Annotated in this window: 17 protein-coding genes; 6 read left to right on the forward strand and 11 right to left on the reverse strand. The window is 70.0% G+C overall.

Annotation, left to right across the window (positions count from 1 at the left end; translation table 11 throughout):
- Positions 1-52: 52 nt before the first annotated feature.
- Both CA982_RS05740 and CA982_RS05745 read left to right on the forward strand, forming a co-directional pair.
- Positions 53-280 carry an MbtH family protein gene (locus CA982_RS05740; protein WP_086534394.1) on the forward strand — a complete coding sequence of 76 codons (228 nt, stop codon included), beginning with the start codon at positions 53-55 and terminating at the stop codon, positions 278-280.
- 304 nt (positions 281-584) lie between these two features.
- A complete protein-coding gene (locus tag CA982_RS05745) occupies positions 585-902 on the forward strand; it encodes a hypothetical protein (RefSeq protein WP_086534395.1) in 318 nt (105 codons plus the stop codon).
- A 107-nt stretch (positions 903-1,009) separates the two neighbouring features.
- Here CA982_RS05745 and CA982_RS05750 read toward each other — a convergent pair whose 3' ends face one another.
- On the reverse strand, positions 1,010-1,645 hold the full coding sequence (locus tag CA982_RS05750) for a hypothetical protein (RefSeq protein WP_086534497.1): 636 nt from the start codon (positions 1,643-1,645) through the stop codon (positions 1,010-1,012).
- Positions 1,646-1,725: 80 nt separating this feature from the next.
- Complete coding sequence (locus CA982_RS05755; RefSeq protein ID WP_086534396.1) at positions 1,726-2,259, reverse strand: MTB12 C-terminal domain-containing protein; 534 nt, start codon at positions 2,257-2,259, stop codon at positions 1,726-1,728.
- Between the two features lie 119 nt (positions 2,260-2,378).
- Here CA982_RS05755 and CA982_RS05760 point away from each other — a divergent pair, with 119 nt between their 5' ends.
- Together CA982_RS05760 and CA982_RS05765 are read left to right on the forward strand one after the other, a co-directional pair.
- Positions 2,379-3,509 (forward strand): LLM class flavin-dependent oxidoreductase, encoded by a 1,131-nt coding sequence (locus CA982_RS05760; protein WP_086534397.1) that lies wholly within the window; start codon positions 2,379-2,381, stop codon positions 3,507-3,509.
- Entirely contained in the window at positions 3,506-4,180 is a 675-nt protein-coding gene (locus tag CA982_RS05765) for a CE1759 family FMN reductase (protein WP_086534398.1), read from the forward strand. Before CA982_RS05760 ends, CA982_RS05765 begins: the two co-directional genes overlap by 4 nt.
- A 16-nt stretch (positions 4,181-4,196) precedes the next feature.
- On the opposite strand, the gene CA982_RS05770 is transcribed toward CA982_RS05765, so the two are convergent.
- Together CA982_RS05770 and CA982_RS05775 are read right to left on the reverse strand one after the other, a co-directional pair.
- Complete coding sequence (locus CA982_RS05770) at positions 4,197-5,210, reverse strand: pirin family protein (RefSeq protein WP_086534498.1); 1,014 nt, start codon at positions 5,208-5,210, stop codon at positions 4,197-4,199.
- 67 nt (positions 5,211-5,277) lie between these two features.
- Positions 5,278-6,033 (reverse strand): acetoacetate decarboxylase family protein, encoded by a 756-nt coding sequence (locus CA982_RS05775; RefSeq protein ID WP_086534399.1) that lies wholly within the window; start codon positions 6,031-6,033, stop codon positions 5,278-5,280.
- Positions 6,034-6,360: 327 nt separating this feature from the next.
- Here CA982_RS05775 and CA982_RS05780 point away from each other — a divergent pair, with 327 nt between their 5' ends.
- Together CA982_RS05780 and CA982_RS05785 are read left to right on the forward strand one after the other, a co-directional pair.
- Positions 6,361-7,077, forward strand: coding sequence for a DNA-binding response regulator (locus CA982_RS05780; protein WP_086534499.1), 717 nt, complete (start codon positions 6,361-6,363; stop codon positions 7,075-7,077).
- A 286-nt stretch (positions 7,078-7,363) separates the two neighbouring features.
- Positions 7,364-7,726: a response regulator transcription factor gene (locus CA982_RS05785; protein WP_086534400.1), complete on the forward strand. Its 363-nt coding sequence runs from the start codon at positions 7,364-7,366 to the stop codon at positions 7,724-7,726.
- A 58-nt stretch (positions 7,727-7,784) separates the two neighbouring features.
- Here the strand turns inward: CA982_RS05785 and CA982_RS05790 are convergent, their stop codons facing one another.
- The 7 genes from CA982_RS05790 to CA982_RS05820 all read right to left on the reverse strand — a co-directional run bounded on the left by CA982_RS05790 (position 7,785) and on the right by CA982_RS05820 (position 26,772).
- Positions 7,785-8,837 (reverse strand): alpha/beta hydrolase, encoded by a 1,053-nt coding sequence (locus tag CA982_RS05790; protein WP_425269035.1) that lies wholly within the window; start codon positions 8,835-8,837, stop codon positions 7,785-7,787.
- A gap of 142 nt (positions 8,838-8,979) precedes the next feature.
- A complete protein-coding gene (locus CA982_RS05795) occupies positions 8,980-9,924 on the reverse strand; it encodes an anti-sigma factor (RefSeq protein ID WP_086534401.1) in 945 nt (314 codons plus the stop codon).
- A 7-nt stretch (positions 9,925-9,931) separates the two neighbouring features.
- A complete protein-coding gene (sigK, locus tag CA982_RS05800) occupies positions 9,932-10,540 on the reverse strand; it encodes an ECF RNA polymerase sigma factor SigK (RefSeq protein ID WP_086534402.1) in 609 nt (202 codons plus the stop codon).
- Positions 10,541-10,631: 91 nt separating this feature from the next.
- The gene (locus CA982_RS05805) at positions 10,632-11,414 is read right to left on the reverse strand and encodes an ABC transporter permease (RefSeq protein WP_086534403.1); all 783 of its coding nucleotides are present in this window, start codon (positions 11,412-11,414) and stop codon (positions 10,632-10,634) included.
- Positions 11,404-12,657 carry an ABC transporter ATP-binding protein gene (locus CA982_RS05810; RefSeq protein ID WP_086534404.1) on the reverse strand — a complete coding sequence of 418 codons (1,254 nt, stop codon included), beginning with the start codon at positions 12,655-12,657 and terminating at the stop codon, positions 11,404-11,406. Before CA982_RS05810 ends, CA982_RS05805 begins: the two co-directional genes overlap by 11 nt.
- The gene (locus CA982_RS05815; RefSeq protein WP_004020520.1) at positions 12,635-12,892 is read right to left on the reverse strand and encodes an MbtH family protein; all 258 of its coding nucleotides are present in this window, start codon (positions 12,890-12,892) and stop codon (positions 12,635-12,637) included. Before CA982_RS05815 ends, CA982_RS05810 begins: the two co-directional genes overlap by 23 nt.
- Positions 12,889-26,772: a non-ribosomal peptide synthetase gene (locus CA982_RS05820; RefSeq protein WP_086534405.1), complete on the reverse strand. Its 13,884-nt coding sequence runs from the start codon at positions 26,770-26,772 to the stop codon at positions 12,889-12,891. Before CA982_RS05820 ends, CA982_RS05815 begins: the two co-directional genes overlap by 4 nt.
- Between the last annotated feature and the right edge of the window lie 99 nt (positions 26,773-26,871).

Raw genomic sequence — 26,871 nt, forward strand, 5'->3', positions numbered from 1 at the left:
AACAAAGCAGGCGGGCGCCGACAGACGCCGCGCCACCGGAGAAAGGACACCCATGACGAACCCATTCGATGACGAGGACGGCCGTTTCTACGTGCTCGTCAACGACGAGAACCAGCACTCGCTGTGGCCGACCTTCGCGGATATCCCCGCCGGATGGACCAAGGTCTTCGGTGAGGACAGCCGTGCGGCGTGCCTGGAGTATGTGGAGCAGAACTGGACCGATCTCCGGCCCAAGAGCCTCATCGAGGCCATGGAAGCGGACAAGAGCAGCGAGGTCTGACCTCGGCCCGGAGGTCGACACGCGCGATCCCCGAAGTCGGACCTGCTCGAATGTCGGGACTGTTGCATGTGGATAACAGGTAAAGAATCGACCCACTGGTGTCCTGTTGCAACTGCTGTCTCAGCCGTAACATCGAAGTGCAGCATAGTTACGGAAAATGTTGTGGAATATCCCACACATGTTGAGCCAGTGTTCTACTACTTGAATGAGGTAGGGCACACTGGGTTGAAGGATCGCTGAGTACCAACGTCAGGGGAGGCGGGGACACGGCGATCGACGCTCCACGGGCGGGAAGGCAGTAATCATGGACCAGCTACTTCTGGATGACATCCAGACCCGAGGGGCGATCACGCCCCACCTGACAGCAGTTCGGCTGGGCGATGACGCTCTCACCTACGGTGAACTCGCCGATCGCGTCGACGACTACGGAAGCGTGCTCGCCGAATACGGTATGTCACCGACCTCCGCGTTCTACGCCGCACTGATGCACTGCATGCCGTCGCTGGTCGACATCGACCCGGTGGATGCTCGGCTGCAGGTCATCGGCGAGATCCAGGCCTGGCTCGGGCGCGAGCGCGGCGAGGTGGCCTCGGCCCGGCCACGGCTTCGCGCAGTCAGCTAGTTCCCGACACACGGACATACACGACGAGACCCGCCGAACGGCGGGTCTCGTTGTTTCTGCGGTGGTGCCATCGCGTGGCGACGGACCTCGACGGGTGAGCCTGGCGGCTACAGCCCGGCGAGGAGAAGGACGAGGAACAGGATCGGGCCGCCGACGACCATGCTGCCGGCGCCGGTCACGATGCCGGTGATCGCGCGACCGGTGCCCTTGCGGTCGGCAGGGGTGCGGCGGACCTGCTTGACGGCGACGGCGCCGGACACCACCGCGACCAGGCCGAGAATCGCGCCCAGGCCGAGTACGAGGGTCAGCGGAATCGAGATCAGCCCGGTGGTCAACGCCAACGATGCGGCCGGAGCAACGGGTCGGCCGCCGACGGGCCGGGTGAGATAGGGCGCCGGGGACGACGGAATCACGCGAACCGGCGCGGGTGTCGCGACCAGGGGTGTCCGGTCCGCGTGCGCCAGGTCCCAGAAGTCACCCACCGGAGGAAGCGCGGCGTGCTCGCGCGCGGGCAGTCTTGTCGCCGCACGAGTTGCCGACCGCGGCGTCGGTCCCGCCGAAGTGTCGACCCTGGTCGGCGCAGGGGAGACGGGCGCGGGAGTCTTCGCGACGGCGGCGGGTGCCTCGGTCGGCTCGAGCGTGGCGGGTAGCTGCGTGTCGTCGAGATCATTGACGAGCGGCCACCGCGCGTGACGCCGAGTCACCGGCGGAGCGAACGGATGGGTGGGATGGTCGGTACGCACGTACACCTCCTCGCCGCCCGGCTCCGGGGCGGAGCCGCACCCGTCCGAGTGTAGGCGAGGAGGCGACGTGAGTCGGGGGTCTAGTTGCCCTCTTGCTGGCCGCTGCCCATGCTGATCAACTGCTGAATGGCGTCACCGCTGAGCTTCCAGTCGCCGTCGACCTTCACGAAGCCGAGCTGGATGTCGACCGGGGTCGGCGAGTGCGGGCTCTTCACGGCGACGGTCGCGGTGGCCTTGTCTCCGTTCTCGGTGACCTCTTTGACCGAGAACGCGTCCGGGGTGTATCCCGCAGCGGATGCACCCTTCGCGAACGCCATGGCGGCCGGCTTGGTCGCGGGGTTGGTGACGTCGATGACGTCGTCGAGCTCCTCGGACGAGGTGGCCGGGTCGATGGCCTGGCGAAGGGTTTCCTGCGCGTCGCCGTTGCTGAGCCCGGTGACCTCGTCGACCGCGTCACTGGCGGCGGTCTCGACCTGGCTCGCGGCGGACTCGACGGCGGTCGACACCGCGCTCGTGGCCTCGTCGACGGTGTCGGTGGACTCCGAGCAACCGGTGGCGACGAACAGCGCGGCCGCGGCGAGGGTGACGGCAGCGACGGACTTCCGGATCTTCATGCGACTCTCCTCAGTTGGGTGCGTTCTCCGCAGTGAGCCAACACTAACTCACTGCCCTCCGGAATTAATCGGACCGCGGTCCGGTTATGGTCTGTGTAACCACGACAAGGAGGCGCGACATGCAGTTCGGACTCTTCAGCGTCAGCGACATCACCGTCGACCCCACCACGGGCACGACGCCGACCGAGCATGAGCGGATCAAGGCGATCGTCGAGATCGCGAAGAAGGCCGAGGACATCGGACTCGATGTGTTCGCGCTGGGCGAGCACCACAACGAGCCCTTCTTCTCGTCGTCGCCGACCACGACCCTGGCGTACATCGCGGCCCAGACACAGCGCCTGCAGCTGAGCACCGCGACCACGCTGATCACCACCAACGACCCGGTGAAGATCGCCGAGGACTTCGCGATGCTGCAGCACCTCGCCGACGGGCGCGTCGACCTGATGCTCGGACGCGGCAACACCGGCCCGGTGTACCCCTGGTTCGGTCAGGACATCCGGCAGGGCATCCCGCTCGCGATCGAGAACTATCACCTGCTGCACCGGCTGTGGACCGAGCACGTCGTCGACTGGGAGGGACAGTTCCGTACCCCGCTGACGTCGTTCACCTCGACCCCGCGCCCGCTCGACGACGTGGCGCCGTTCGTCTGGCACGGCTCGATCCGCAGTCCCGAGATCGCCGAGCAGGCCGCCTACTACGGCGACGGCTTCTTCGCCAACAACATCTTCTGGCCCAACGAGCACTTCCAGCGCCTGATCGACTTCTATCGCGAACGGTACGAGCACTACGGACACGGCAAGGCCCATCAGGCCATCGTGGGGCTCGGCGGGCAGTTCTTCATCCGGCCGAAGTCGCAGGACGCGGTGCGCGAGTTCCGTCCGTACTTCGACAACGCGCCGGTGTACGGACACGGGCCGTCGCTCGAGGACTTCACCTCGCAGACGCCGCTGACGGTGGGTAGCCCGGCCGAGTTCGTCGACAAGACGCTCACCTTCCGGGAGACCTTCGGCGACTACCAGCGTCAGCTGTTCCTCGTCGATCACGCCGGCCTGCCGCTCAAGACCGTTCTCGAGCAGCTCGACCTGCTGGGTGAGGTCCTGCCGGACCTGCGTGCCGGTTTCGCCGACGGGCGTCCCGCGGACGTGCCCGAGGCGCCGACGCACTCCTCGCTCGTCGCCGCGCGCCGCGAATCCCAGGAGAGTGCGGCCCAGGAGATTGCAGCCGAGGAGAGTGTGGAGGTGTCGTCATGACAGCACTGCGCATCGTCGCGGTGAATGCCGGCCTGTCCGAGCCGTCATCGACGCGGCTGCTCATCGACCGGATGGTCGCGGCGGTCGCCGGACGGCTCGGCGAGGGGCGTGCCGAGGTCGAGATCGTCGACCTGCGTGACGTCGCCGTCGACCTCGGGCAGGCGATGACCGTCGGCTTCGCCTCGGGCGCGGCGCGGGCTGCGCTCGACGCGGTCGAGGGGGCCGATGCCCTGATCGTGGCGACGCCGGTCTTCAACGCCTCCTACAGCGGCCTGTTCAAGATGTTCTTCGATCTCGTCGACATCGACGCGATGGCGGGCAAGCCGGTGCTGATCGGTGCGACCGGCGGAAGTCCACGGCATTCGATGGTGCTCGATCACGCACTGCGACCGCTGTTCGCCTATCTGCGTGCCGTCGTCCTGCCGACCGGTGTCTATGCCGCGTCGGCGGACTGGGCCGGCGCCGGCGGGGACACCGCGTCGCTGAACGACCGGATCGACCGCGCCGCAGCCGAACTCGCGTCGCTCCTCACGCCCCGGGGTGGCCCGGGGTCGGCGGACGTCGGCGGCGGCCAGGAGCCGTCGAGCGCGTCCACCGGCACCGGCGGTCGGCAACACGCGGTCGAAGCCGCGGGGATCGCGAACTTCGCGAGGTTGCTCGGCACGGCGTGATCGCCTCCCCCTCGTGTCAGGGAGTGGCGCGACCGGGGGTGTTGCTGCGGGCCCGCAGCCGGGAGTGCGGCAGCGGGGGTGCGGGTAGGTGCTGGGTCGATCCGACGTACCCGTGTACCTGCCCGAACCGCTCGCTGTGGGCCTCCCACTGCTCCCGGTAGGACACGATCTCCTCGTGCGTGCGACCGATGAAGTTCCACCACATCACGATGTCCTCGGACAGCGGAGCGCCGCCGAGGAAGACGACCCGGGCATCGGTGTCGGCGACGTTGGTCAGCGTGATCCGTCGCGCGCCCAGTCCGACGTAGCCCAGCTCGGTCCGGGACAGCGGCGCCGCGTCGGTGCCGGCGACCTCGACCGTCCCGGTGTCGACGAGGATGCCGTGCTCGTGTGTGGGATCGACGTCGATGTCGACCGCGGCGCCGGGTTCGAAGTCGAGCTGGGCGCCGGTCAGCGGCGTGAACGTGTGCACGGGCGAGCGGGTGCCGAACAGTTCTCCCAGGAAGACCTTGGCGGTGACCCCGCCGAGATCGAGCGGATCGGGCCGGTGGTGTGCGAAGTCGCGCGGGGTGTCGGCCTTGTCGGCCGGTAGCGCGACCCACAGCTGCACGCCGTGCAGGGTGGTGGTGTCGGGTGTCGAGACCTCCGTGTGCGCGATGCCGTGTCCGGCGGTCATCAGATTGATCTCGCCGGGGCGGACCATCGCGTGATTGCCCATCGTGTCCCGGTGCTCCACTTCGCCGGTGAACAACCAGCTGACCGTCTGGAGTCCGGTGTGCGGGTGTGGCGGGACGTCCATGCCGCCGCTGCTCGCGACGTCGTCGGGACCGTAATGGTCGACGAAACACCAGGCCCCGATCAGCGATCGGGACCGCTGCGGCAGAGTCCGGTGCACGGTCATCGCGCGCGGACCGCCCAGGGGCACGTCGCGGGCGGTGAGTACGTCCATGTGGAGGTGGCCCGAACCCGAGGCGATGCCGGCGTCGGCGTGGCATTCGACCTCGACGGGGTCCGTTTCCAGATTGCTCATGACCACATTGTCCGCGACCGCGGCCGCGACGTCTGCCGACCCGCGTGCACGGACGCGACCGGCCCGGTCAGACGAGGGTGGGGTCCTCGAAACGCATGGTGATCCGATCCACCGAGCTGGACATCAGAGCATGCCGGCCCAGTCGCAGCGACCGCAGTTCGTCGGCGATCGGGTGCTCGCCGAGTGTCAGACTCGCGCCGCCGATCCGGGTGCGGGTCCCGGTGGTCGAGGTGAGTCGCCAGGGTGTCATCCGGGTGATCCCGTCGAGCTGCGAATAGGCGTGCAACACGGTGTCGGCCGTGGAGTCGGGGACCTTGATCCCCGGCTTCACGCGCAGGTCGGCGACGAGCGCACCGTCGGCGACGAGTCGGCCGTGCTTCGTGGCGGCGGAGTGGTCCACCTCGAACTCGGCGAGCGTCTTGGGGAACCCCCAGATGCCGCGGCCGGCCGCCAGGGTGAAGTCGCCGTCGACGGGGAGCCGGTGGACGAGCGCCCGTGCGTCGCCTTTCAGCAGGGAGCGCACTGCCCGGACGGGTGAGGCCGGCGGCGCCGACGGGTCCTCGACGAGGAAACACACCCCGAACTCGTTGTACGGTCCGAGGTCGCCGTCGACGTAGTCGACGAAGACGAGCATGCACATCGTGCGACCCGGCCGGATGCGCAGCGGCCGGAGGGTGCCGGGCCGCGCCGACTCGGCGTCGATGGCCCGCGCGACGGCTGCCGTGTCGGCGGTGAAGCCGGCGACGAAACACCGCGCGTGCCGGATCTCGACCGGCATCGTCACCGGGGTGCCGAGGACGTCGTGGGTCGAAGGTGCGCTCACCTGTTCTCCTTCTGCGAGTCGGAGTGCGATCGACGGCCGGGAGGGCGTCCGATTGCGATTTCTAGAACATGTTCTAGTCTTGCACGTATCCGGCGCTCAGGGAGTGCCGTGCAGCGATGTCCCCAAGAAAGTGGACACATCTGCGTGCAGATTGGGACAGATCACGGCTGGTGGCGCGATGACGGGGGCTGGTGTCCGAGTCGTCGGATACCGTTCGCTGAGTACACGGTCGCAAATCGCTGTGTAATTGCTGAGAGTTGTCGACCACGTGCAGCCCACCACGGTCGACGTCGATCGCGGGGGGCGGGATCCGAGGGGGTGAACGCGATGACGGGAGAGGTCTCGGCGGACGGCGCATCTCTCGTCCGCGTGGGGATGGTCGACGACCATCGGTCCCCGATCTGGGGGATCGAGCGCGTACTCGACCCGATCCCCGACATCTCCCTGGTCTGCGCGGCCTCCACGGTCGACGCCGTGCTGGGCGGGATGCCGCTCGACGTCGTCCTGCTGGACCTGCGTCTCGGCGACGGCACGACACCTCGCGAGAACGTGAACGCGCTGACCGCGGCCGGGGTCGCCACCGTCGTCTACACCTCCGGTGAGCACCCGGCGCTGTTGCGGTCGGCGGCGCGGGCGGGAGCGCTCGGTGTGGTACTCAAGTCGGCCGACGAGTCGGTCATCATCGATGCGATCCGGGCTGCGGCCCGAGGGCGGGCGGTCCTCACCACGGAGTGGGCCGCGGCCATCGACGGCGATCCCGAGCTCGCGGCCGTGGATCTGTCACCGCAGCTGCAGAAAGTGCTGGCGCTCTACGCATCCGGGGAGACCTCGGCGCGTGTCGGCACCGCCTTGGGGGTGTCCGCCGAGACGGTCAACGAGTACCTCAAGCGAATCCGCCAGAAGTATGCGGATGCGGGGAGGCCCACGCGCACCAAGGTGGACCTGTTCAAGCGGGCCGTCGAAGACGGCTGGCTGCCGGTGCCGCAACGGTATCGGCGGACGACCGGGGTGGTATCCGACGACGCGCGCGGACGCCGACGATGAGCGGGTGTGCACCGTCGACGAGAGACTCGGGCGCGCAGAGACGGTGCCGCGCAGAGACGGTGCCGCGCAGAGACGGTGGCGCGATCATGCCGGCGCCGACCGGGAGGCAGCGGAGGGGAGCGATGGGGAATCGGATGAGAGATCGGATCGAGCGACGCCGAGGTCCCCAGTTCTGGGTCTACCGACCAGTAGTCGGCCGACCTACCGTTGGGGCAACGATGAGAACGCGTGAAGCGTGCGGCGTCGGGGACGTGAGCGATGCGCCGATCGAAAAGGGGATGGATCAATGACGGCGACCACAGAATTCTTCACGACCGGGGTGTCGTCGGCGCCACGCCGTGATACTTCGGACATGGTGGCGCACAAGCCTGTTGCGCGTCTCGCCGACTATCGGGGGAGCGGGGAGGTGACCGCTGCGATCCCGCGGCCGAGCCTGTCCGACCGGGAGATCGAGGTCCTGCTGGCGTGGCTGGCCGCCGACTCCAAAGAGGACGCTGCGGCGCGCCTGTTCATCTCGGCGTCGACGGTGAGCACCCACCTTGCACGAATCCGTGCCAAATACACCGCGGTCGGCCGTGGTGCCCCGACCAAGACGCATCTCTTCGCGCGCGCGCTCCAGGACGGATACACCGGCCTCGACTCGTGGTGAGTTCCCGACCGGCCGGTCGCGTCGCGTGTGGTGGGTGGCGGTACGCGGCCCGGGGTGGTCAGCGCAGGTCGCGCTCGATACGCGGCCAGGTCTGGTACAGGTCGTCCTGCCAGTAGCCCCACGAGTGGGTGCCCGTCGGCCGGAAGTTGACGTGCACCGGGACATCGAGCGAACGCATCCGCTGGACCATCTGCCGGGTGCAGAGGTCGATCGCGACCTCGATGCCGCCGCCCACGATCGCCTGGTTGGCCAGCGTGAACCCATCGCCCTCGATGCTCGGGTCGCTCAGTTGTTCGTGGACTCCCGGCGCACCGGTACCCGTGGTCATGTAGACCTTGCTGCCGCGTAGTTTCGCCGCGTTGAGATAGGGGTCGTTGGCCCGCCAGCCGGGGCCGTCGAGGGGTCCCCACATGTTGGTCATGTCGGCCTGACCGCGGTCCTCGACCACGAGACGGATGTACTGCTGACCGGCGGGATCACTGGTCCGGGCACATCCGCTGAACGCGGCGACGGATCGGTAGAGACCGGGGGCGGCGATGGCCAGGTTGAGCACCGATGTCCCGGCCATGGAGATGCCGGCGATCGCGTTGACCCCGGTGGTGTCGAATTCGTCGTCGACGATCGGCGGGAGTTCTTTCGTCAGAAAGGTCTGCCACTTGTTGCGGCCGAGGGTGGGGTCGTCGCGTTGCCAGTCGGTGTAATACGAGTAGGCGCCGCCGATGGGGGTGACGACGTAGACGTGCTTGTCGTCGAAGTAGCGCTTGTAGGTGGTCCGCGCGTCCCAGGTGGCGGAGTCCTCGCCGCCGCCGGCGCCGTTGAGGAGGTACAGCGTCGGGGCCGGCCGGGAACGATCCCGTGGCGTGAGGACGGTGACCGGGATCGTCCGGTTCATCGCTGCGGAGTGGACGAGCAGCGTCACCTGTTGCGGGTCGTCGGTGTACGAGTCGACGATGCGGGAGCCGTCGGAGGCCGACGGCGGTGCCGCGGAGGCCGGCGCCCCGGGACCGGTCGCGAGGCCCGCGATGACCGCACCCACCGTCAGCAGACCTGCCAGCAGGTGCCACCCGCGGCGCCGCCCGTGCCGCTGTTCCCGACGACCGATTCCGTTCACACCGCACCCACTCGTTCTCGAGACGCACTCGTTCGCCGACGCACTGACCGGCTTCTCACTCTATGGATCGTCCCCCTGGTGGAAAACGATACGAGAGGAGAGCGCCACGACTGTCACCCGAAGGATCGAATCCGGCCCGGTTCTACAGGGCGACCTGGGCGAGGATCGGCGTCGTCGGCTGCGGCGAGCCCCCGGCCGGCTCGATGGTCACCGCGAGCACGCTCGACCCACTCACGTCGTTCACCACCACCGGGGCGGTGTCGTCCCCGGGGATCAGTCCGGCCGGTACGGGTTGGTCGGCACCGCCCACCAGCCACAGCTGGTATGTGCTGTCGGCGGGGATCGGCGTGCGCAGATCCCGCAGCAGGGCGACCGCACGATCGGCGGACTCGGAGGTCACCACCGCGATGGTGCCGCGGTCGTCGGCGAGCGGTTCGACCGTCACCGACGCGTCGGCAGCCGTCAGCACCCCGAGCACCTCCCGCTGGGAGTCGCTGAGCGCCGTCGAGGAGGTGGACGTCTCGGGTGCGGTGGTGCGGCCGATGAGCACGCCTGCGCCGAGCGCCACCGCCACGGTCACGGCCGCGGCCGCCAGGATCGCGGTGGCGCGTGCCGGACGCGGTGCGGTGCCACCCGATCGGTGTTGCCCGGGAGAGGAGTCGCGGGGACGCAATTCGATCGGTGGCGGTGGTGCGAGGTCGGTCTCGCCGGAGTGGTCCGGTCCGGCCGGGGCCGCGGGCTCGACACCGGCCGTGTGGCCGATCGGGGCCTGCGGGCCGGGATCGGTGCCGGCGGGCACATAGGCGTCCGGGGTCAGCGCCGCGCCCTCGAAGACGTGGTGCAGCACCCGGTCCCGGAGTTCGGGGGGTGCGTCGAGTGCGTAGGTCGTCGCGAAGCCCGCCATCGCCGCCTGGATGTCGGTGATCTGCGCGTCGTAGACCGCGCGCTCCTGCGGTGACAGCACGGCGAGTTCGCGCTCGGCGCGCGCCGTCTCGTCGGGCGTCAGCGCGCCGACCGCGAAGAGTTCGACGTGATCGTCGAGCCAGGCGGCCCCGCGGTCCCCGGACGTCGTATCGGATGTCGTCATTGTGGGATCAGGCGTCCTCGTGCGTCCGCATGCAGGTTCTCAAACGGCGCAGGCCATCTCGAATCCGAGACTTGATGGTGGGTAGGGGAGTGTCGGTGTGCCGGGCGACCTCGGGATAGGTCAGGCCCCCGAAATACGACATCTCGATGCAGCTCCGTTGCAGTTCCGTGAGCGTACCGAGACATGTTCGTAGGGTACGCGCCTCGTCGGTCTGCACAACGACCTCGAGCGGTATGTTTCGTGGGGTCTCCACCGACACGGCTCCGTACTGCGACATCCGCTGTTGCTGCAGTTCCTCGGAGCGCACGCGGTCGACGGCCCGCCGATGGGCGATCGTCATCATCCAGGTGATGACCGAACCTCGCCCGGGCTGGTACTCGCCGGCCTTCTGCCAGTACTGCAGATACGCCTCCTGGACGATCTCCTCGGCGTACTGACGGTCCCGCACGACCCGGAACGCGAGTCCGTAGATCCGTGAACTCGTGCGGTCGTACAGCGTGGAGAACGCGGTCCGGTCGCCCGCCGCGGCTGCGGCCAGCAAGTCCCGCAGCACCTGTGCTTCGCCCCCGCGTCCGTGGTGCGCGTCGGCGGCCGCGCTGCCATCGTCCGGTGTCACTGTTCCACGGTAACGAACACGTGGGGATTTCTCGGGTGATCGTTGATCCCGGGAGTACCGATCGCGAATTCATGAATCACCGACCTACCGGTCACCGGTTGGCGGCGCGGCGGTACAGGACGAGCGAGGCGGGTATGCACACCGCCAGTATGACCAGGGCCGAACCCACCGAGTACGCGACCGCATGGTCGGCGACCCATCCGGTGGCCTCGGGGAAGGTCGGCGGCGCCTCGTTGCCGAAGAGCTGGCGGGATGCGGTCGCCACCGCGGTCACCGGGTTCCATTCGGCGATCGCACGCAGCGGTCCGGGCAGACTCTGGGCGGAGATGAAAGCGCTCGAGAGGAACGTGACCGGGAACATCCACAGGAAGCCGATGCTCTGCGCGGCTTCGACATTCGGGGCGGCCAGGCCGGTCACGGCTCCCACCCATGCCATCGCGAGCGCGAACAGGCCGATGATGCCGAAGGCGAGGGCGGCGTCGCCGGCGCTGCCCTGGACGCGCCAGCCGATCGCCAGACCGCAGGCGACCATCACCGCGAGGCCGACGACGCCCAGCAGCATGTCGGAGGTGACGCGTCCGCTGATGACGCCCAGTCGGGACATCGGCAGGGACCGGAGCCGGTCGACGATGCCGTCGGAGGTGTCGTTCGCCAGGCCGACAGTGGTGAAGGCCGCGTTGAAGACCACCGTCTGGGTGAAGATGCCCGCCATCAGGAATTCGCGGTAGGAACCCCCGCCGAAGGTCGCGCCGAAGACGTAGGCGAACAGGAACACGAACATCAGCGGCTGGATGGTGGCGCTGATGAGCAGGGTGGGAATCCGCTTGACGGTGAGCAGGTTCCGCTCGACCAGGACTGTGGTGTCAGTGAGCATGGAGTCGGTCCGATCGGGTCGTCGGGGCGTGGGAGAGGTCGGGATCGGCGTCGGACACCCGCGGGATGACGGTGGTCTCGGCATCGGCTCCGGCCGATGTCCCGCCACCGAGGTCACTGCCCCCATCGCCTCCCGGCGCGTCCCGCTCCGTGAGCGTCAGGAACACGTCGTCGAGGGTCGGGGTGGCGACCGTGGCGTCGACGACGTCGATGCCGACGGCGTCGAGTGCGCGGACGGCCTCCACGGCGCTGCGCGTTCCGTTGTCGACGGGAATCGACCATCGGGTGCCGGTCGAGCCCGGGTGGGCGGTGGTCTCGCCCTCGAGTCGTTCGGGCATGCCGAGACCGATCTCGGCCAGCGTCGTGGCGACGAGCTCGTCCTGCGGTTCCGACGACCCCGAGCGCATGTCGACCTCGACGGTGAGGATCGATCCGCCGGTGGCGGCCTTGAGATCGGCGGCGCTGCCCTGGGCGCGGATGGTGCCGTGATCGATGACGGTGATCTCGTCGGCCAGCGCGTCGGCCTCTTCCAGGTACTGGGTCGTCAGCAACACCGTCGCACCGCCGGCGACCTGCTCGGTGATGACCTCCCACATCTGGCGGCGCCCACGGGGATCCAGCCCGGTGGTCGGCTCGTCGAGAATCACCAGCGACGGACGGTTGATGAGGGCGCCGGCGAGGTCGAGCCGCCGGCGCATGCCGCCGGAGTAGGTGCGCATCGGTCGGTCGGCGGCGTCCTGGAGGGCGAGGTCGGCGATCAGCTCACGGGCACGTGCGGAGGCCTCGCCGCGCGAGAGCCCGTACAGCTGCCCGACCATCCGCAGGTTCTCGAAGCCGGTCAGGTTTCCGTCGACGGCCGCGTACTGGCCGGAGACGCCGATGATCTTGCGAGCCGCGCCGGGGTCGGCGATGGCGTCGACGCCGTCGACGAGGACGCTGCCCTCGTCGGGCCTCATCAGGGTCGCAACCGCTCGGACGGTGGTGGTCTTGCCCGCGCCGTTGGGGCCGAGCAGCGCGTGCACGGTGCCCGCGGGCACCGTCAGGTCCAGCCCGTTGAGGGCGTGCACGCGACGGCCGCGGCCGAACAGGCCGGTGCGGAACGTCTTGCGCAGACCGCGCAGTTCGAGCGCGTTCCGCGTGGACGCGGCCGGGTCGGGGGTCGACCCGCCGGGACCCGGAGCCGGAGTCGTTTCTGCCGCAGTCACTTCCGCCGACGTCGTGTCAGCCATACTGTGCCGCCCCATGTGTGACCTCCCTTTCACTGTCCTGCGAACGTTCCATGGCGCGGATCAGGCTGGCGGGCCGCATGTCCCGCCAGTTCTCTTCGACGTACTCGAGGCACTCGTCGTGCCCCGACGGGCCGAACACCACGCGCCAGCCGTCTGGGACGGGAGCGAAGTCCGGCCACAAGGAATGCTGGTTCTCGTGGTTGACGAGGACGCGGAAGGTCCCCTCGGTGTCGTCGAACGGGTTGGTCATGATTCCTCCTCCTGTGCTGCGATTCCCGGTGTGCCCGGGTCTGTGTCGATTGCGGTCAGCCACTCGGAGACGTTCTCCGGCAGCAACATGCGTGCGTGGGTGCTGGTGGCCTCGACCTCGACGACGCGCCCGGTGACCTTGCTGTGCCAGTCCGCGACGGCCGGCGGGCCGTCGTGGGCGTCCACGGTCGCGGTGACGAAGGTGAGGTCGCCGTCGAAGACCCGGGGTTGCCAGTTCCGCGCCAGCGGTGAGGCGTGGCGGAAGACCTCGTGCACTGTTGTGAGCGTGTCCTCGGACAGTCCGCCGAGCGCGCCGCCCGCCGCGGAGATGACCCGGAACGCGTCGGCCACCGAGGGCTCGGCGGCGTCGCCGGTGCCCTCCTCGGGGACGTCGAGCCCGAACTCACGCATCAGTTCCGCGATCGACGCCTCGGTGTCGAGGTCGGGACGTTCGGCGACGACGTAGCTGTCGAGCAGGACGAGACGATCGACGGTCTCACCGGCATCCTGCAGCTGCACGGCCATCTCGTGGGCGATGAGCCCGCCCAGCGACCAGCCGAGCAGGTGGTACGGCCCCTCGGGTGAGACCGACCGCAGGCGCGCCACGTACACCTCGGCGAGGTCGGCGATCGTCTGCGGGCACGGATCGCCGGCGAGCGCCGGATGCTGCAGCCCGTAGACCGCCCGGTCCGCGGGCAGGTGGGGCAGCAGCGAAGTGAAGCTCCAGGACAGGCCGATCGCCGGGTGCACCACGAACAGCGGTGCGGGGGTGTCGCTTCCGGCGTGGTCCGGCCGGCGGCGCAGCGGCAGCAGGGTGCTGAGCCCGGATGCCGACGCCTCGTCGCCCTCATTCGGGTCCGTCCCGCCGTCGAGCAGGTCGGCGAGTTCGGCGGGACTCGGGGCACCGAACAGCGTCTGCGCCGCGACGTGCTGCCCGGTGAGCTCGGTCAGCCTGCTCGTCACCGCGGTGGCCATCAGCGAGTTGCCGCCCAGGTCGAAGAACCCGTCGTCGGCTCCGACGGCGTCGACGTCGACCTCGAGGACCTCGGCGAAGACGCGGGCGATGGTCGCCTCCGTCCCCGGCGCCGGTGCTCGGCCCGATGCGGACGCGGCCGGAGTCGGCAGTGCCGCGCGGTCGAGTTTGCCGGTCGGGGTCAGCGGGATGTCGTCGAGTACGGACACGGACACCGGCACCATGTGCCGCGGCAGGCGGCGCCCCACCCGGCGCCGCAGATCGGCGGGATCGGGATCGGAGCCGCGCGTCGCGGTCACGTAGCTGCGCAGGATCGCCTGCGTTCCGGTGCCGTCCACCAGCGTGACCGCGAAGTCGACGTCGGGTTCGGCGGCGAGCGCGTCGTCGATCTCGCCCAGTTCGATGCGGAATCCGCGGACCTGGACCTGGGTGTCGCTGCGGCCGACGTAGACGATCTGTCCGTCGCCGGTCCAGCGCACCAGGTCGCCGGTGCGGTACATCCGCTGCCCGGCGAACCGCGGCCCGGTGACCATCGGAGCCGGGACGAACCGGACGGCGGTGAGCCCGGGCCGGCGGTGATAGCCCCGCGTGAGTTGCACGCCGGTCAGGTACAGGTCGCCGGTGACTCCCGGCGGCACCGGGTGCAGCCGATCGTCCAGGACGAGTGCGCCGACGCCGTTGTTCGGCGTGCCGATCGTCAGCGGCGTGTTCGGCGTGAGCGAACGGCTGCCGGTCGTGATGATCGTCGTCTCGGTGGGGCCGTAGACGTTGATCATCGTGCGACCGGGCGACCAGCGCCGCACGAGATCGGTTCCGTAGGCCTCGCCACCGACCGCGAGAGCGCGCAGGGACGGCACGGCGGCGGGATCCATGCTGGCGACCGCGGCGGGGGTGATGAACGCATGCGTCGCCTGGCGCGCACTGATCACGTCGCTGAGCGCGGTACCGCCGTAGACGTGCGGTTCGACGATGGTCAGTGCCGACGAACCGGCCAGCGCGAGCAACATCTCCAGCACCGAGGCGTCGAAACTCGGTGAGGCGAAGTGCAACACGCGGGAGGTGGGCCCGGGGTTCATCCGCTCGGCGAGTTCGTCGTGCACGGCGCGCAATCCGCTGTGCGGTACCAGGACGCCCTTGGGCTTACCGGTCGAGCCGGACGTGTAGATGATGTACGCCAACTGGTCCGGGCGGATCGTCGACTCCCGCTCGGCGTCGGTGATCGGTGCCGGCGACGAGTGCTTCATGCGGGTCCGCGTCGACGCGGCGTCGAGTACCAGGGTCGGTACGTCGTTGCCGGCCGAGCTCTCCCGGATGCGTTCCCACGAGGACGAGGTCGTCACGACCAGTTGCGCGCCACTGTCGTCCAGCATGTGCGCGATGCGATCGGCCGGATACTCCGGGTCGATCGGAACGTACGCGGCACCGGCCTTCACGATCGCCCAGATCGCCACCAGCGAGTCGAGGGAGCGGCTGATCGCCATCGCGACCACCGGTTCCCGGGACGACCGGACGTCGGGGCCGGCGGTCCCCGGTTCGTCGTCCGCGCGGGCGTGGGCCCCCACCCCACGGCCGAGCAGCACCCGTGCCAACCGGTTCGACCGGGCGTCGAGTTCGGCATAGGTGAGCGTCTCGGGGGCGTCGCCGTCCCCGGTGGAGCCGCCGATGGCGGCGAGACCGTTCGGGTGGCGTCGGACGGCGTCGGCGATCAGCACGTCCAGCGTCGTCGGGGCCTTGCCACGCGGCCCCAGAGCGGGGGTGCGCTCGGCGACCTCGAGCGGATCCGTGATGCGGATGTCGCCGATCGCGCGCCCGGGGTCGCCGAGCATCCCGCGCAGCACACGCATCAGACGCGTCCCCAGCATGAGGGCGTCGTCGTGGCCGTATCGGGCGGCGTCGTAGGTGATCTGGACGGCGGCGTCGGTGTCGGCGTCGGTCGCGCCCAGGCCGGTGACGGTGAACTGGAGGTCGAACTTGGCTGCGAGTGAGTCGAATTCGGCGACCTCGGCGAGGAGGTCGTCGTCCATCGGAACGGCGGTCCCGGCAAGGGAGTCCGTGCCCCCGACCGGAGTCGGTGCGCCGCCGGCGAAGTCGTGCACCGACAGCGCCACCTGGAAGATGGGGTGTCGGCCGTGCGCCCGTTCGGGATTGAGCGCGGTCACCACGTCGTCGAAGGGCACGCCCCGGTGATCGAGGGCGTCGATGTCGCTGTCGCGGGTCCGGCGGACGAGCGCGGCGACGGTCTCCGCGCTCCGCAACCGGCTGCGCAGCGGCACCATGTTCACGAACATGCCCACGACGCCGCTGTAGTCGCGGTCGACGCCGGTCATACCGGTGCGGTTGTCGACCGGACTGCCGATGACGAGATCGTCGCCGACACCGAGACGGTGCAGCAGGATCGCGAGCGCGGTGTGCAGAACCGAGAACGGTGTCGTCGACTGCTCGCGGGCGAAGGCGGTCAGGCCCGCTCGAGTGTGGGCCGGGAGTGGCAGGCTCACCGACCGGGCGCCGGAGCCGGCCGATCGTCGCTGTCCACCGGTGACCGGTTCGACCGTGGTCTCGGCGGGCGCACCCGCGAGATGGTCGGTCCAGAACCCCAACTCCGCGGCGGCCGTGATCGCCTGCGCACTCTCGACGGCGTGATCGCGGTAGTCGAGTTCGGCGGCGGCCCAGGTCCCGATCCGACCGGAGCGTCGTTCGCGGTAGGCCTGTGCCAGGTCGCCGACGAGGATCGGCAACGACGCACCGTCGGCGGCGATGTGGTGCACGACGAGCATCAGGATGTGGTCGGCGCCGTGCTGGGTACCGGCGTCGTCGGGGTCGACGAGGAGCGCTGCGCGCAGCGGCGCCTCGGTGGTCGGATCGATCGGCGTGGACGCGAGGCGCGCGATGTCGCTCATCAGCGCGTCCGAGTTCGCGGGAGCGATCGGGGTCAGCGCGCCGACGACCGCCTCGATGTCGTCGAGCACCCGGCCGGTCGGGGTGCCGTCGACGGCCTCGAAGACCGTCCGCAGGCTCGTGTGCCGTCCCACCACGTCGGTCAGGGCACCGCGGAGCGCCTCGAGGTCGATCTCGCCGGACAGTCGCAGGACGAAGGGCATGAGGTACTCGGTCGACGCCGGGTCGGCCGCGGCGAGCGACCACAGCCGGCGCTGGACCGGTGCGAGCGGGAACGCCTCCTGTCGGGCCGGGCGGTCCGCAGAGGCGTCGGCCGCTGCGGCGGATTCCCAGTCCTCGGGCAGGCTGATGAGGTCGGCGAGGGCCTCGGCGGTCGGGTTGTCGAACACGTCCCGGACGCGCAGGCGGCCGTCGATGGACGCACGGTTGATCCGGCTGACCAGTGTGGTCGCCTGGAGTGAGGTGCCGCCCAGCAGGAAGAAGTCGTCGGTGGCCCCCACCTCGTCACGGGCGAGCCCGAGCACGTCGGCGACGATCTCGACGAGCGCGGTCTCGGCGTCGGTCCGCGGCGCGCGGCCGGTGGACGAGACGCTGCTCGCCGAGGGCTCCGGCAGTGCCCGCCGGTCGAGCTTGCCGTTGCCGGTCAACGGGATCTCGTCCAGCACGACGATCGCGGACGGGACCATGTGGCGGGGGAGCCGGCGGCGCACGGACTCGAGAACCGTTGCCGTGTCCAGTGTCCGGTGCTCCGGCGTCTCGGCGTCCGGGCTCCCGGCAGAACGGGTGACGTAGCCGACCAAGGTGGCCGAGGCGCTCTCACCGCGCACGACGGTGGTGGCGAAGTCGACCCCGTCGACGGCCGCCAGCGCGGCACTCACCTCGTCGAGTTCGATGCGGAAACCGCGGACCTTCACCTGGTTGTCGCTGCGTCCGTGGTAGGTCAGCGCGCCGTCGGCGCCGCGGTGGACGATGTCGCCGGTGCGGTACATGACGGTCCCTCGGCCGGTGGGGGAGGCCACGAACCGTCCGGCGGTCAGGCTCCGCCGGCCGAGGTAGCCGCGCGCCACTCCCGGCCCGGCGAGGTAGAGCTCGCCGGGGACGTGGTCGGGCAGCGGGCGCAACCGGTGGTCGAGGACGAGCGCGGTGCACCCGTGGACCGGTGTACCGATGGTGATCGGCTCATCCGGGTGCAGCGGGGTCGACATCGCGGCGACGATCGTCGTCTCGGTGGGTCCGTAGGAGTTGATGTAACGACGGCCGGTTCCCCAGCGCGACACCAGTTCCGGCGTGCTCGCCTCCCCGCCCACGCCCAGGGTCCGCAGGTGCGGCAGGGGATGCGGCGCGGCGGCTGCGAGAGCTGACGGGGTGATGAACGCGTGGGTCACCGCGCGGTCGTCGAGGAACTCCACGAGTTCGTCGCCACCGTAGATCGTCGTCGGGGCGACCACCATCGTCGCGCCGGATTCGACCGCGAGCAGGAACTCCAGCATCGATGCGTCGAACGAGGGGGACGCGAACAGCAGGGTGCGGTCACCGGGGCCGACCTCGTACCGTTCCCGCTGGCTCGCCGCGAACGCGGCCAGGCCGCGGTGGGTCACGCTGACGCCCTTGGGCTTTCCGGTGGATCCCGAGGTGTAGACGATGTAGGCGATCGAATCGAGGTGCCGGGTCGGGGACGCGAACGCCGAGCGCTCGCCGGCGCACAGGTCCGGCGGGGTGAGCCACCAGATGTCCCGTGGCACATCGCGTCGATGGCCGGTGCCGCTGATGCCGAGGATGGCGCCGGAGTCGGCGATCATGTGCGCGATGCGCTCGGCCGGATAGCGCATGTCGACCGGCAGGGCGGCGGCGCCGGATTTGGCCACGGCCCAGGTCGCGATGACCGACTCCAGGCTGCGATCGACGGCGATCGCGATCACGTCCTCCGGGCCGACCCCGAGATCTCGCAGCGATCGTGCCCAGCGAGCGGACACCCGGTCGAGCTCGGCGTAGGTGAGCGTGCGGTCTCCGTCTTCGATCGCGACCTGATCGGCGTGGTCGATGACGGTGTCGGCGATGATGTCGGCGAGGTGCCTCGGCTCGACCACGTGGCCGCGGTCGGTATGAGCGCCGGGGGTGCCCGCGTCGTCAGCGGTGTCCGAGCGGCCGTCGCCGAGGGCGAGGTCGTCGAGAGGTGTGGACGGGTCCGCGGCGACCGTACGCGCGAGGTCGACGAACATGCGGGCGAGTTCGGTGACACGCTCGATGGTGTGGACGTCGGTCGCGTAGGTGAATCGCGCGCGCCCGTTGCGGATTCGCAGCTCGAGGTCGAACCGCACGCCGTCGGTCTCGATCTCCTCGGCGACGATCTCCAGGCCGGGCAGGTCCACCCGGGAGTGATCCGGCTCGAGGGTGTCGGAGACCCCCGCGTCGAAGGCCAGGGCGATCTGGAACACCGGATGACGATCCGTACGAGGCGGATTGAGCATCGAGACGATCTGCTCGAAGGGCATGTCCGCGGCCGACAACGCCTCGAGATCCCGGTTGCGCACCGACTCGAGCAGCGCGGCGAACCCCTGACTCCCGTCGACCGGTGTCCGGAGGACGACGGAGTTCACGAACATGCCGACGATCTCGGCGAGACGGGGGTCCGCGCGTCCGGCGACCGGGGTGCCGATGACGATGTCCGACGCCGAACCGGCGACATGCACCTGCGGATCGGCCGTCAACCGGTGGAGTAGGGCGACGAACACCGCATGCACGCACATGAACTCGGTCGCCCGACCGTCGCCGAGTGCGCTGAGGCGGCTGCGCAGGTCGGCGTCGAACTCGATGTCGACGACCCCGGCGGTGCGGGTTGACCCGGCCGGCGCATCGGGTAGGAGGATCGGTCCGACATCGAGGCCGTCGAGGTCCTCACGCCATCGGTCGGCCAGGTCGGGCCGGGAGTCGAGGTGGTCGGCCTGCCAGCGCAGGTAGTCGCGATAGTCCAGGGTTGCCGGGGTGGCGGTGAGCGTGGGCTCGGCGCCGTTCTCGGCGGCGGTGCGCAGTTCGGCGTATGCGTGGGTGATGTCGCGGTGCAGCGGCACCATCGACCAGCCGTCGGCGGCGATGTGGTGGATGACGAGGGTCAGCTTGTGATGCGTGACGTCGCCGTCGATCCGGTGCAGCGCGACGCGCAGCGGCACGTCGACCGTGAGGTCGAACGGACGACGGGCCAGTGCCTGTGCCTGCGCCGCCCAGTCCGCGGCGGTCGTCTCGTCGACGGTCAGGTCGGTGTGGACCTCGTCGGCGGGACGGACGTCGAGGACGGGACGGCCGTCGTGCTCGGGGTAGACCGTGCGCAGCATCTCGTGGCGCTCCACGGCGTACCGGAGTGCGCCGGACAGGGCGGCCACGTCGAGGTCGCCGCGTAGGTCCAGGGCAAAGGCGATGGCGTAATCGGCGGTCGGCGAGCCGTTCTCGGTCCCCGAGCCGTTGCCCTCGGCATCCGGGATGCCGGCGAGCTGGTTGAGGAACCAGAGCTGCTGCTGGGCGGGTCCGGGCTGGGCCGGGCTGTCCGGATCGTGCCGGAGGTCGGGCAGAGTCCGCGCCTCGACGAGCGCGGCCCGACCGTCGTCGGTGCCGGCGAGACGGGCGATGCCGGCGACGGTCGAATGGTCGAAGACCTCGCGGACGGGGATGCGCTGCCCGGTGAGATTCTCCAGCGCGCCGACGATCTGGGTCGCCAGCAGCGAGTTGCCGCCGAGATCGAAGAAGTCGTGATCGCGCCCGATCGTGCCGGGCTCCAGCTCCAGGCGCTCGGCGATGAGATCGGCGACGGCCTGCTCGATGGGCGTGCGGGGTGCGACGAAGGCGACGCCGTCGCCCACCGCGGCCGGTTCCGGCGCGGGGAGTGCGCGGAGGTCGACCTTGCCGATGGGCGTGGTCGGGATCTCGTCCAGTTCGATGATGGTGGACGGGATCATGTGCCGCGGCAGGCGTTGCGCCAACCGGTCGCGCACGGCCGCGGCTTGGCCGTGGCCACCGTCGGTGACCGTCACGTACGACACGAGATGGGCGCGATCGCCCTCGCCGTGGGTGGTGGTGACCGCGGCCCGGACCGCCTCGTCGGCGACGAGAGCGGCGTCGATCTCGCCGAGCTCGATGCGATGGCCGCGGATCTTGGTCTGATGGTCGGCGCGCCCGCGGAACTCGAGTTCGTGATCGGAGGTCCAGCGGACGAGGTCGCCGGTGCGGTACATCCGCTCGCCGGGATCGCCGTACGGGTTGGCGATGAAGCGCTTCGAGGTGAGCGGCCGGACGCCGTGGTACCCGCGGGCGAGATGCTCACCGGCGATGTACAACTCGCCGATCGCGCCGGGGGCGACCGGACGCAGGCGCTCGTCCAGCACCACCGCGGAGATGCCGCGGATGGGTCGACCGATCGTCAGTGTCGTGTAGTCCGGGCTGATCGGCGCAGACACCGCGGCCACGACGGTGGTCTCGGTGGGACCGTAGGCGTTGAACAGCTTCGGTCCGGTCGACCAGGTGCGCACCACCTCCGAGTTCGGGTGCTCGCCGCCGATGACGAGCGCCTCCAGGTCGGGGACGTCCTCGGGGGACATGGTCGTCAGCACCGACGGGGTGAGGAACGCGTGCGTGACCCGCGCGTCGCGCATGAGCTCGGCGAGTTCGACGCCGCCGACGATGCCCGGCGGGACGATGTGCATCGTCGATCCGGCCGAGATCGCCATCAGGATCTCGAGCACCGAGGCGTCGAAGCTCGGCGACGCCATGTGCATGGTCCGGCTGCCCGGGGTGATCCCGTACTGCGTGACCTGTTGCGCGCCGAAGTCGGCGAGTCCGCGGTGACTGACCACCACCCCCTTCGGCGTGCCGGTGGTGCCGGAGGTGTAGATCAGGTAGGCGGGCTGATCGACGTCGAGGACGGCTCGGCGGTCCGAATCCGTCACCGCGGCCGATGAGTGGGCGTCGATGCGGGCGCGGGTGTCCGGGTCGTCGAGCACGACGGTGGTGACCTCACCCCCGGCGCGGGGATCGGACGTGCGGTCGGTGACGAGCAGTCGCGTTCCCGAGTCGGTCAGCATGTGGTCGATGCGGCCCGCCGGGTAGGCGGGGTCGATCGGGACCCAGGCGGCCCCGGTGCGGGCGATCGCCCACATCGTCGTCATCCACTCGACGCCGCGCGGAAGTGCCACGGCCACATGACGTTCGGGGCCGGCGCCGCCGTCGATGAGCAACCGCGCCAACCGATTCGACGCAGCGTCGAGTTCGCGATAGGTCAGCGAACGCGTGCCGTCGGTGACGGCGATGCGGTGCGGCGAGGACTCCGCGGCCGCCGACAGCAGCCGGGTCAGGTGCTCGACCGGGCGGCGGCCTTCGCCGACGGCCGGCACCAGGTCGAGACGCTCGTGCAGGTCGAGAACGGGGAGGTCGCCGACGGGTGCGTTCGGGTCGGCGGTCGCCGCCTCCAGCATCCGGATCAGGCGTGAACCGAGCCCGGCCACCGTGTCCCGGTCGAAGAGTGCGGTGGCATAACCGATCTCGAGGGTGAGCCCGGTCGGTTCGCCACTCGCCCCGCGCACCTCGGTGAAGGTGAACTGCAGGTCGAAGGTGGTGCGGCCGGTGTCCACGCGGGACGCGGTCGCCGCGAGTCCGGCGAAGTCGAGTCGGATCGCGGAGCGGTCCTCGAGGGCCAGCGACACCTGGAAGAACGGGTGGACGTTGCCCGAACGGACCGGGTTGAGCTCCGTCACGAGCCGGTCGAACGGCATGTCGGCGTTGTCGAACGCGTTCAGGTCGGTGTCCCGAACCCGAGCCACCAGATCGGCGAACGGCATGTCCTTGTCGACGTCGGTGCGCAAGGCGAGCGTGTTGACGAACATGCCGACGAGGTCGTCGAGGTCGGCGTCGCCGCGGCCGGACACCGGTGTGCCCACGAGAACGTCCGAGGACTGCGCGAGGGAACGCAGCAGGAGCGCCACCGACGCGTGGAGCACCATGAACACCGTGGCGTCGGCCTCGGTGGCGATGGTCCGGATCGCGCCGTAGGTGTCGGCGTCGATCGTCGACGTCACCGACGAGCCGGATCGGCCGGTGACCTCGGAGTCCCGGCTCCGTGGCCGGTCCAGGGGCAGTTCGGTCTCACCCGGCGCCCCGGCGAGGGTGTCCCGCCAGAAGTCGAGTTCGGCGGCGGCGTGAGGACTCTGGTCGAGCCAGGCGTGCCGCGCGGCGCTGGTCTGCGAGTAGCTGACCGGCAGCTCCGCCCAGGCGGGTTCGGTCCCGTCGCGGCGGGCTCGGTAGGCGGTGGCCAGGTCGCCGGCGAGCGGGGCCAGCGACCAGCCGTCGGCCGCGATGTGGTGGACGACCATCGTCAACCGGTGATCGTCGTCGGCGGTCCGGACGAGGCGCGCACGAACGGGGGTCTCGGTGGCGAGGTCGAAGGGCAGTGAAGCGAAGTCACGGTCCGGGCACTGCGCGATGTCGGCGGCCGTGAGAACCGGGAGGTCGACGTCGACCTCGCCCGGGTCGGTCGCGGAGATGCAGGCCACGCCGTCGATCTCGGCGACGACGCTGCGCAGCGGCTCGTGTCGTCGGACCACGTCGACGAGTGCCGCACGGAGTGCGTCGGTGTCGAGTGCCCCGACGAAGCGGACGGTGAACGGCATGTTGTAGGTCGCCGAGGACGCCGGGTCCAGACGGGTCGCCAGCCACAGGCGGTGCTGGGCGGGGGACAGCGGCACGGCCCCGGACGCGGTCCGGCCCGCGGCATCGTCGGCGCCCGCGGTACCCGCGGCGGCCAGGGCATCGGCGTCGACGCCCAGGTCGGCGATGGTCGCGACGATGCCGGCGAGGTCGTCGGCATCGAACACGGAGCGGATCCCGATCCGGTGGCCGGTGGCCCGCGAGAGCCGCGACGCCATCCGAGTCGCCGAGAGCGACGTCCCGCCGATCTCGAAGAAGTTGTCGCTCAGCGAGACCGAGGCCGCCTCGGGTTCCGCGGAAGCCTCCGACGAGTGGCGGTCGGATGCGTCGTCCGGCAGATCCAGCACGTCGGCGACGGTCGTCACGACGAGACGTTCGAGCGGGGTGCGGGCGGCGACGAACTCGCGGTGGGTCCGCAGATCCGGCCGGGGGAGGGCGCGCCGGTCGAGCTTGCCGTTGGCGGTGGTGGGCAACGAGTCGAGGACCACGATCGCGGTGGGGATCATGTGGTCGGGAAGAGCGGTGCGGAGTTCGGCACGCAGATCGCGGTCGGCGAGCCCGGTGCCCGTGACGTAGCCGACGATCGTGGCCTCACCGGCGATGAGGTCGTCGCGGATCACCACACCCGCCGCGGTGACGTCGTCGAGGCCGCTGAGCGTCGATTCGATCTCACCGAGTTCGACGCGCTGGCCGCGGATCTTCACCTGAGAGTCGGTGCGGCCGAGGTACTCCAGCTCGCCGGTGGCGTTCAGACGGACGAGATCGCCGGTGCGGTAGAGACGTTCGCCCGGCGCCGCGGGCGAGGCGACGAACCGCGATGCGGTCAGGTCCGCGCGGGAGCGATAGCCGCGGGCCAGCTGGACGCCGCCGAGATAGAGCTCGCCGATCGCGCCGGGCGGTTGCGGCCGCAGGCGGTGATCGAGCACATGGACGCTGGTGTTCCAGACCGGGGACCCGATGGGGATGGCCGGGAGATCGGCGCGGCAGTCGTCGTGATGGGTGACGTCGATCGCGGCCTCGGTGGGACCGTAGAGGTTGTGGATGGGTGCGGGGGTCAGTGTCGCCGAGGCGCGGACCGTCGACGGTGTCAGTGCTTCACCGCTGGTGAAGATCCGGCGCAGACTCGACAGCGCCGACGCGTCGTCGGGGTCGAGGGCAGCGGTGAAGGCGGCCAGCATCGAGGGGACGAAATGTACAGTCGTGACGCGATGTTCGGCGATCACGTCGCGCAGGTACCACGGATCGCGGTGTCCGTCGACGGTCGGTACGACGAGCGCGGCGCCGGTGGTGAACGGCCAGAAGAACTCCCACACCGACACGTCGAAGGTGGCCGGGGTCTTCTGCAGCACGCGGTCGTCGGCGCCGAGCCGGTAGCGGGACTGCATCCACGCGAGGCGGTTGACGATGGCGCGGTGGGTGATGACCACGCCCTTCGGCTTTCCGGTGGAGCCCGAGGTGAAGAGCACGTAGGCGGCCGTGTCGGGGCTCGGGGGCGTCGGTGCGGCCGCCTCGGGATCGTCGTCGGCGCGCAGCTCGGCGAGCATCGATTCGGTGATGACGAGGTCGGGCGAGGCCACCTCGAGGATGTGACCGAGCCGGTCGGCCGGCTCGGCCGGATCGATCGGCAGGAACGCGGCTCCGGCGCGGACGACGCCGTGCAACGACACGACCTGGTCCGTGCTGCGGGGCAGCTGAACGCCGACGACGCTCTCGGGACCGATCCCGCGACGCGCGAGCGCGGAGGCGATCTGCGTTGCCGCGCGGGCGAACTCGAGATGGGTCAGCGAGTGCCCGTCCTGCGCGTCGGTGATCGCGGTCTCGTCGGGGTGGGACCGGGCCGCGTCGTCGAGCAGGTCGACGAGGGTGGTCTCGCCGTGCTCGACCCGCTCCCCGGTCATGCGCTCGGGGAGTTCGGCTCGTTCGGCGTCGGTGAGAACGTGCAGGTCAGACACCCTGGTCTCGACCGGCGCCCCGACGAAAGCGGTGACGAAGTCGACCAGGCGCCGGTGATGGGTGGTGATCTCCTCCGCCGGGTAGATGTTGGGGTTCGCCTCGAGGTCGAGGGTCATCCCCCCGTCGAGGCTGTCGTAGACGTTCACCGACAGGTCCTCGATCGGACCTGTGGACAGGACGTGCAATTCGCCCTTCAGCGGACCGAAGTCGATGTGCTGGAAGAAGAGCATGACGTTCACGAGCGGGCCGAAGAATCCTCGTCGCGCACCGGCCGCACCGAGGATCTGCGAGGTGATGTCCTCGTGCCGGAACTTCTGATGCCGGACGGCGCCCTTGATCTCCGAGTTCGCCGACTTCAACAGATCGGCCAGGGTGGCGGTGTCGTCGTCGAGCGCGATGCGCAGCGGGATGACGTTCGAGGTCAGGCCCGCCGAGGTGCGGAGGACATCGCGATCGCGGGCGGCGACCGGCAGGCTCAGCATCGCCTCGTCGCGGTCGGTGTAGCGCGCGACATAGGCGGCGACGGCGGCGGTGATGACCGAGGCGGGCCGGACCCGGTGCGTGCGGCCGAGCTCACGGATGCGTCCGACGAGCGTGTCGTCGAGTACTGCCGTCCGAACGTCGGACAACGGCGCCGCCGAGGCCGAAAGGCTGGTGAGAGTGGTCATCTCGGGCATGTCGGCCAGGCGCGCCGCCCAGTGCTCGCGGTCCTCGACGAACTTCGCCGACGCGCGGTACTCGCGGTCGAATTCGGCGATGTCGACCATCGAGGCGGTGTCCGCGATCGGGGGCGGGGTCCCGTTCACGATCGCGGTGTAGTGCGAGGCGACACGCAGCATCATGTACATCGCCGCGTAGCCGTCGAAGCCGATGTGGTGCCCGTGGCAGTACCAGATCGAGTGTCCGGGACCGATTTTCAGCAGGTGGGTCTCGAGGATGCGGTCTGCGAACACGTCCGAGCTCGCGCTTCGCCTGCGGTCGATCCAGGCCAGCGCGGCCGCGCGCGGGTCGTCGGCGTCGGAGAAGTCCTGTCGTCCGAGGACCACTCCCTGCGACCGGTCGAGCACCATCATCGGTTCGCCGTCGTCGGTCGGGATCAGCCGGAGCAGCGGTGCCTCGGTCTCGCGCTCGGTCAGGGTGACCGCCCGCTGCATGATGTCCGGGTCGACGTCGACGAGGGGGTCGTCACCGCTCTCGGCGTGCGGTGCCGACGTGTCGCCGCGGAACTCCACGTACGCGTCGATGGTCATCGGCACGTCCGGCTCGAGTTGCTGGGCGTAGAAGATGCCGCGTTGTGCGGCGGTCATCGGGATCGTCAGGCCGGTGTCGATGTCGGTAGCAACGGTGTTCCGGACCGCGTCGTCTGTGGTCACGCGTGCCTCCCCTGTGAGTGCGCCCGCACGGCAGCGTCGAACCCGGATCGAGCGTGGGGATTCGAACTCCGGTCCACGAACTCGGGGCGGGTGGCCCGG

The organism is Gordonia lacunae (assembly GCF_002149015.1).
Classification (GTDB): domain Bacteria; phylum Actinomycetota; class Actinomycetes; order Mycobacteriales; family Mycobacteriaceae; genus Gordonia; species Gordonia lacunae.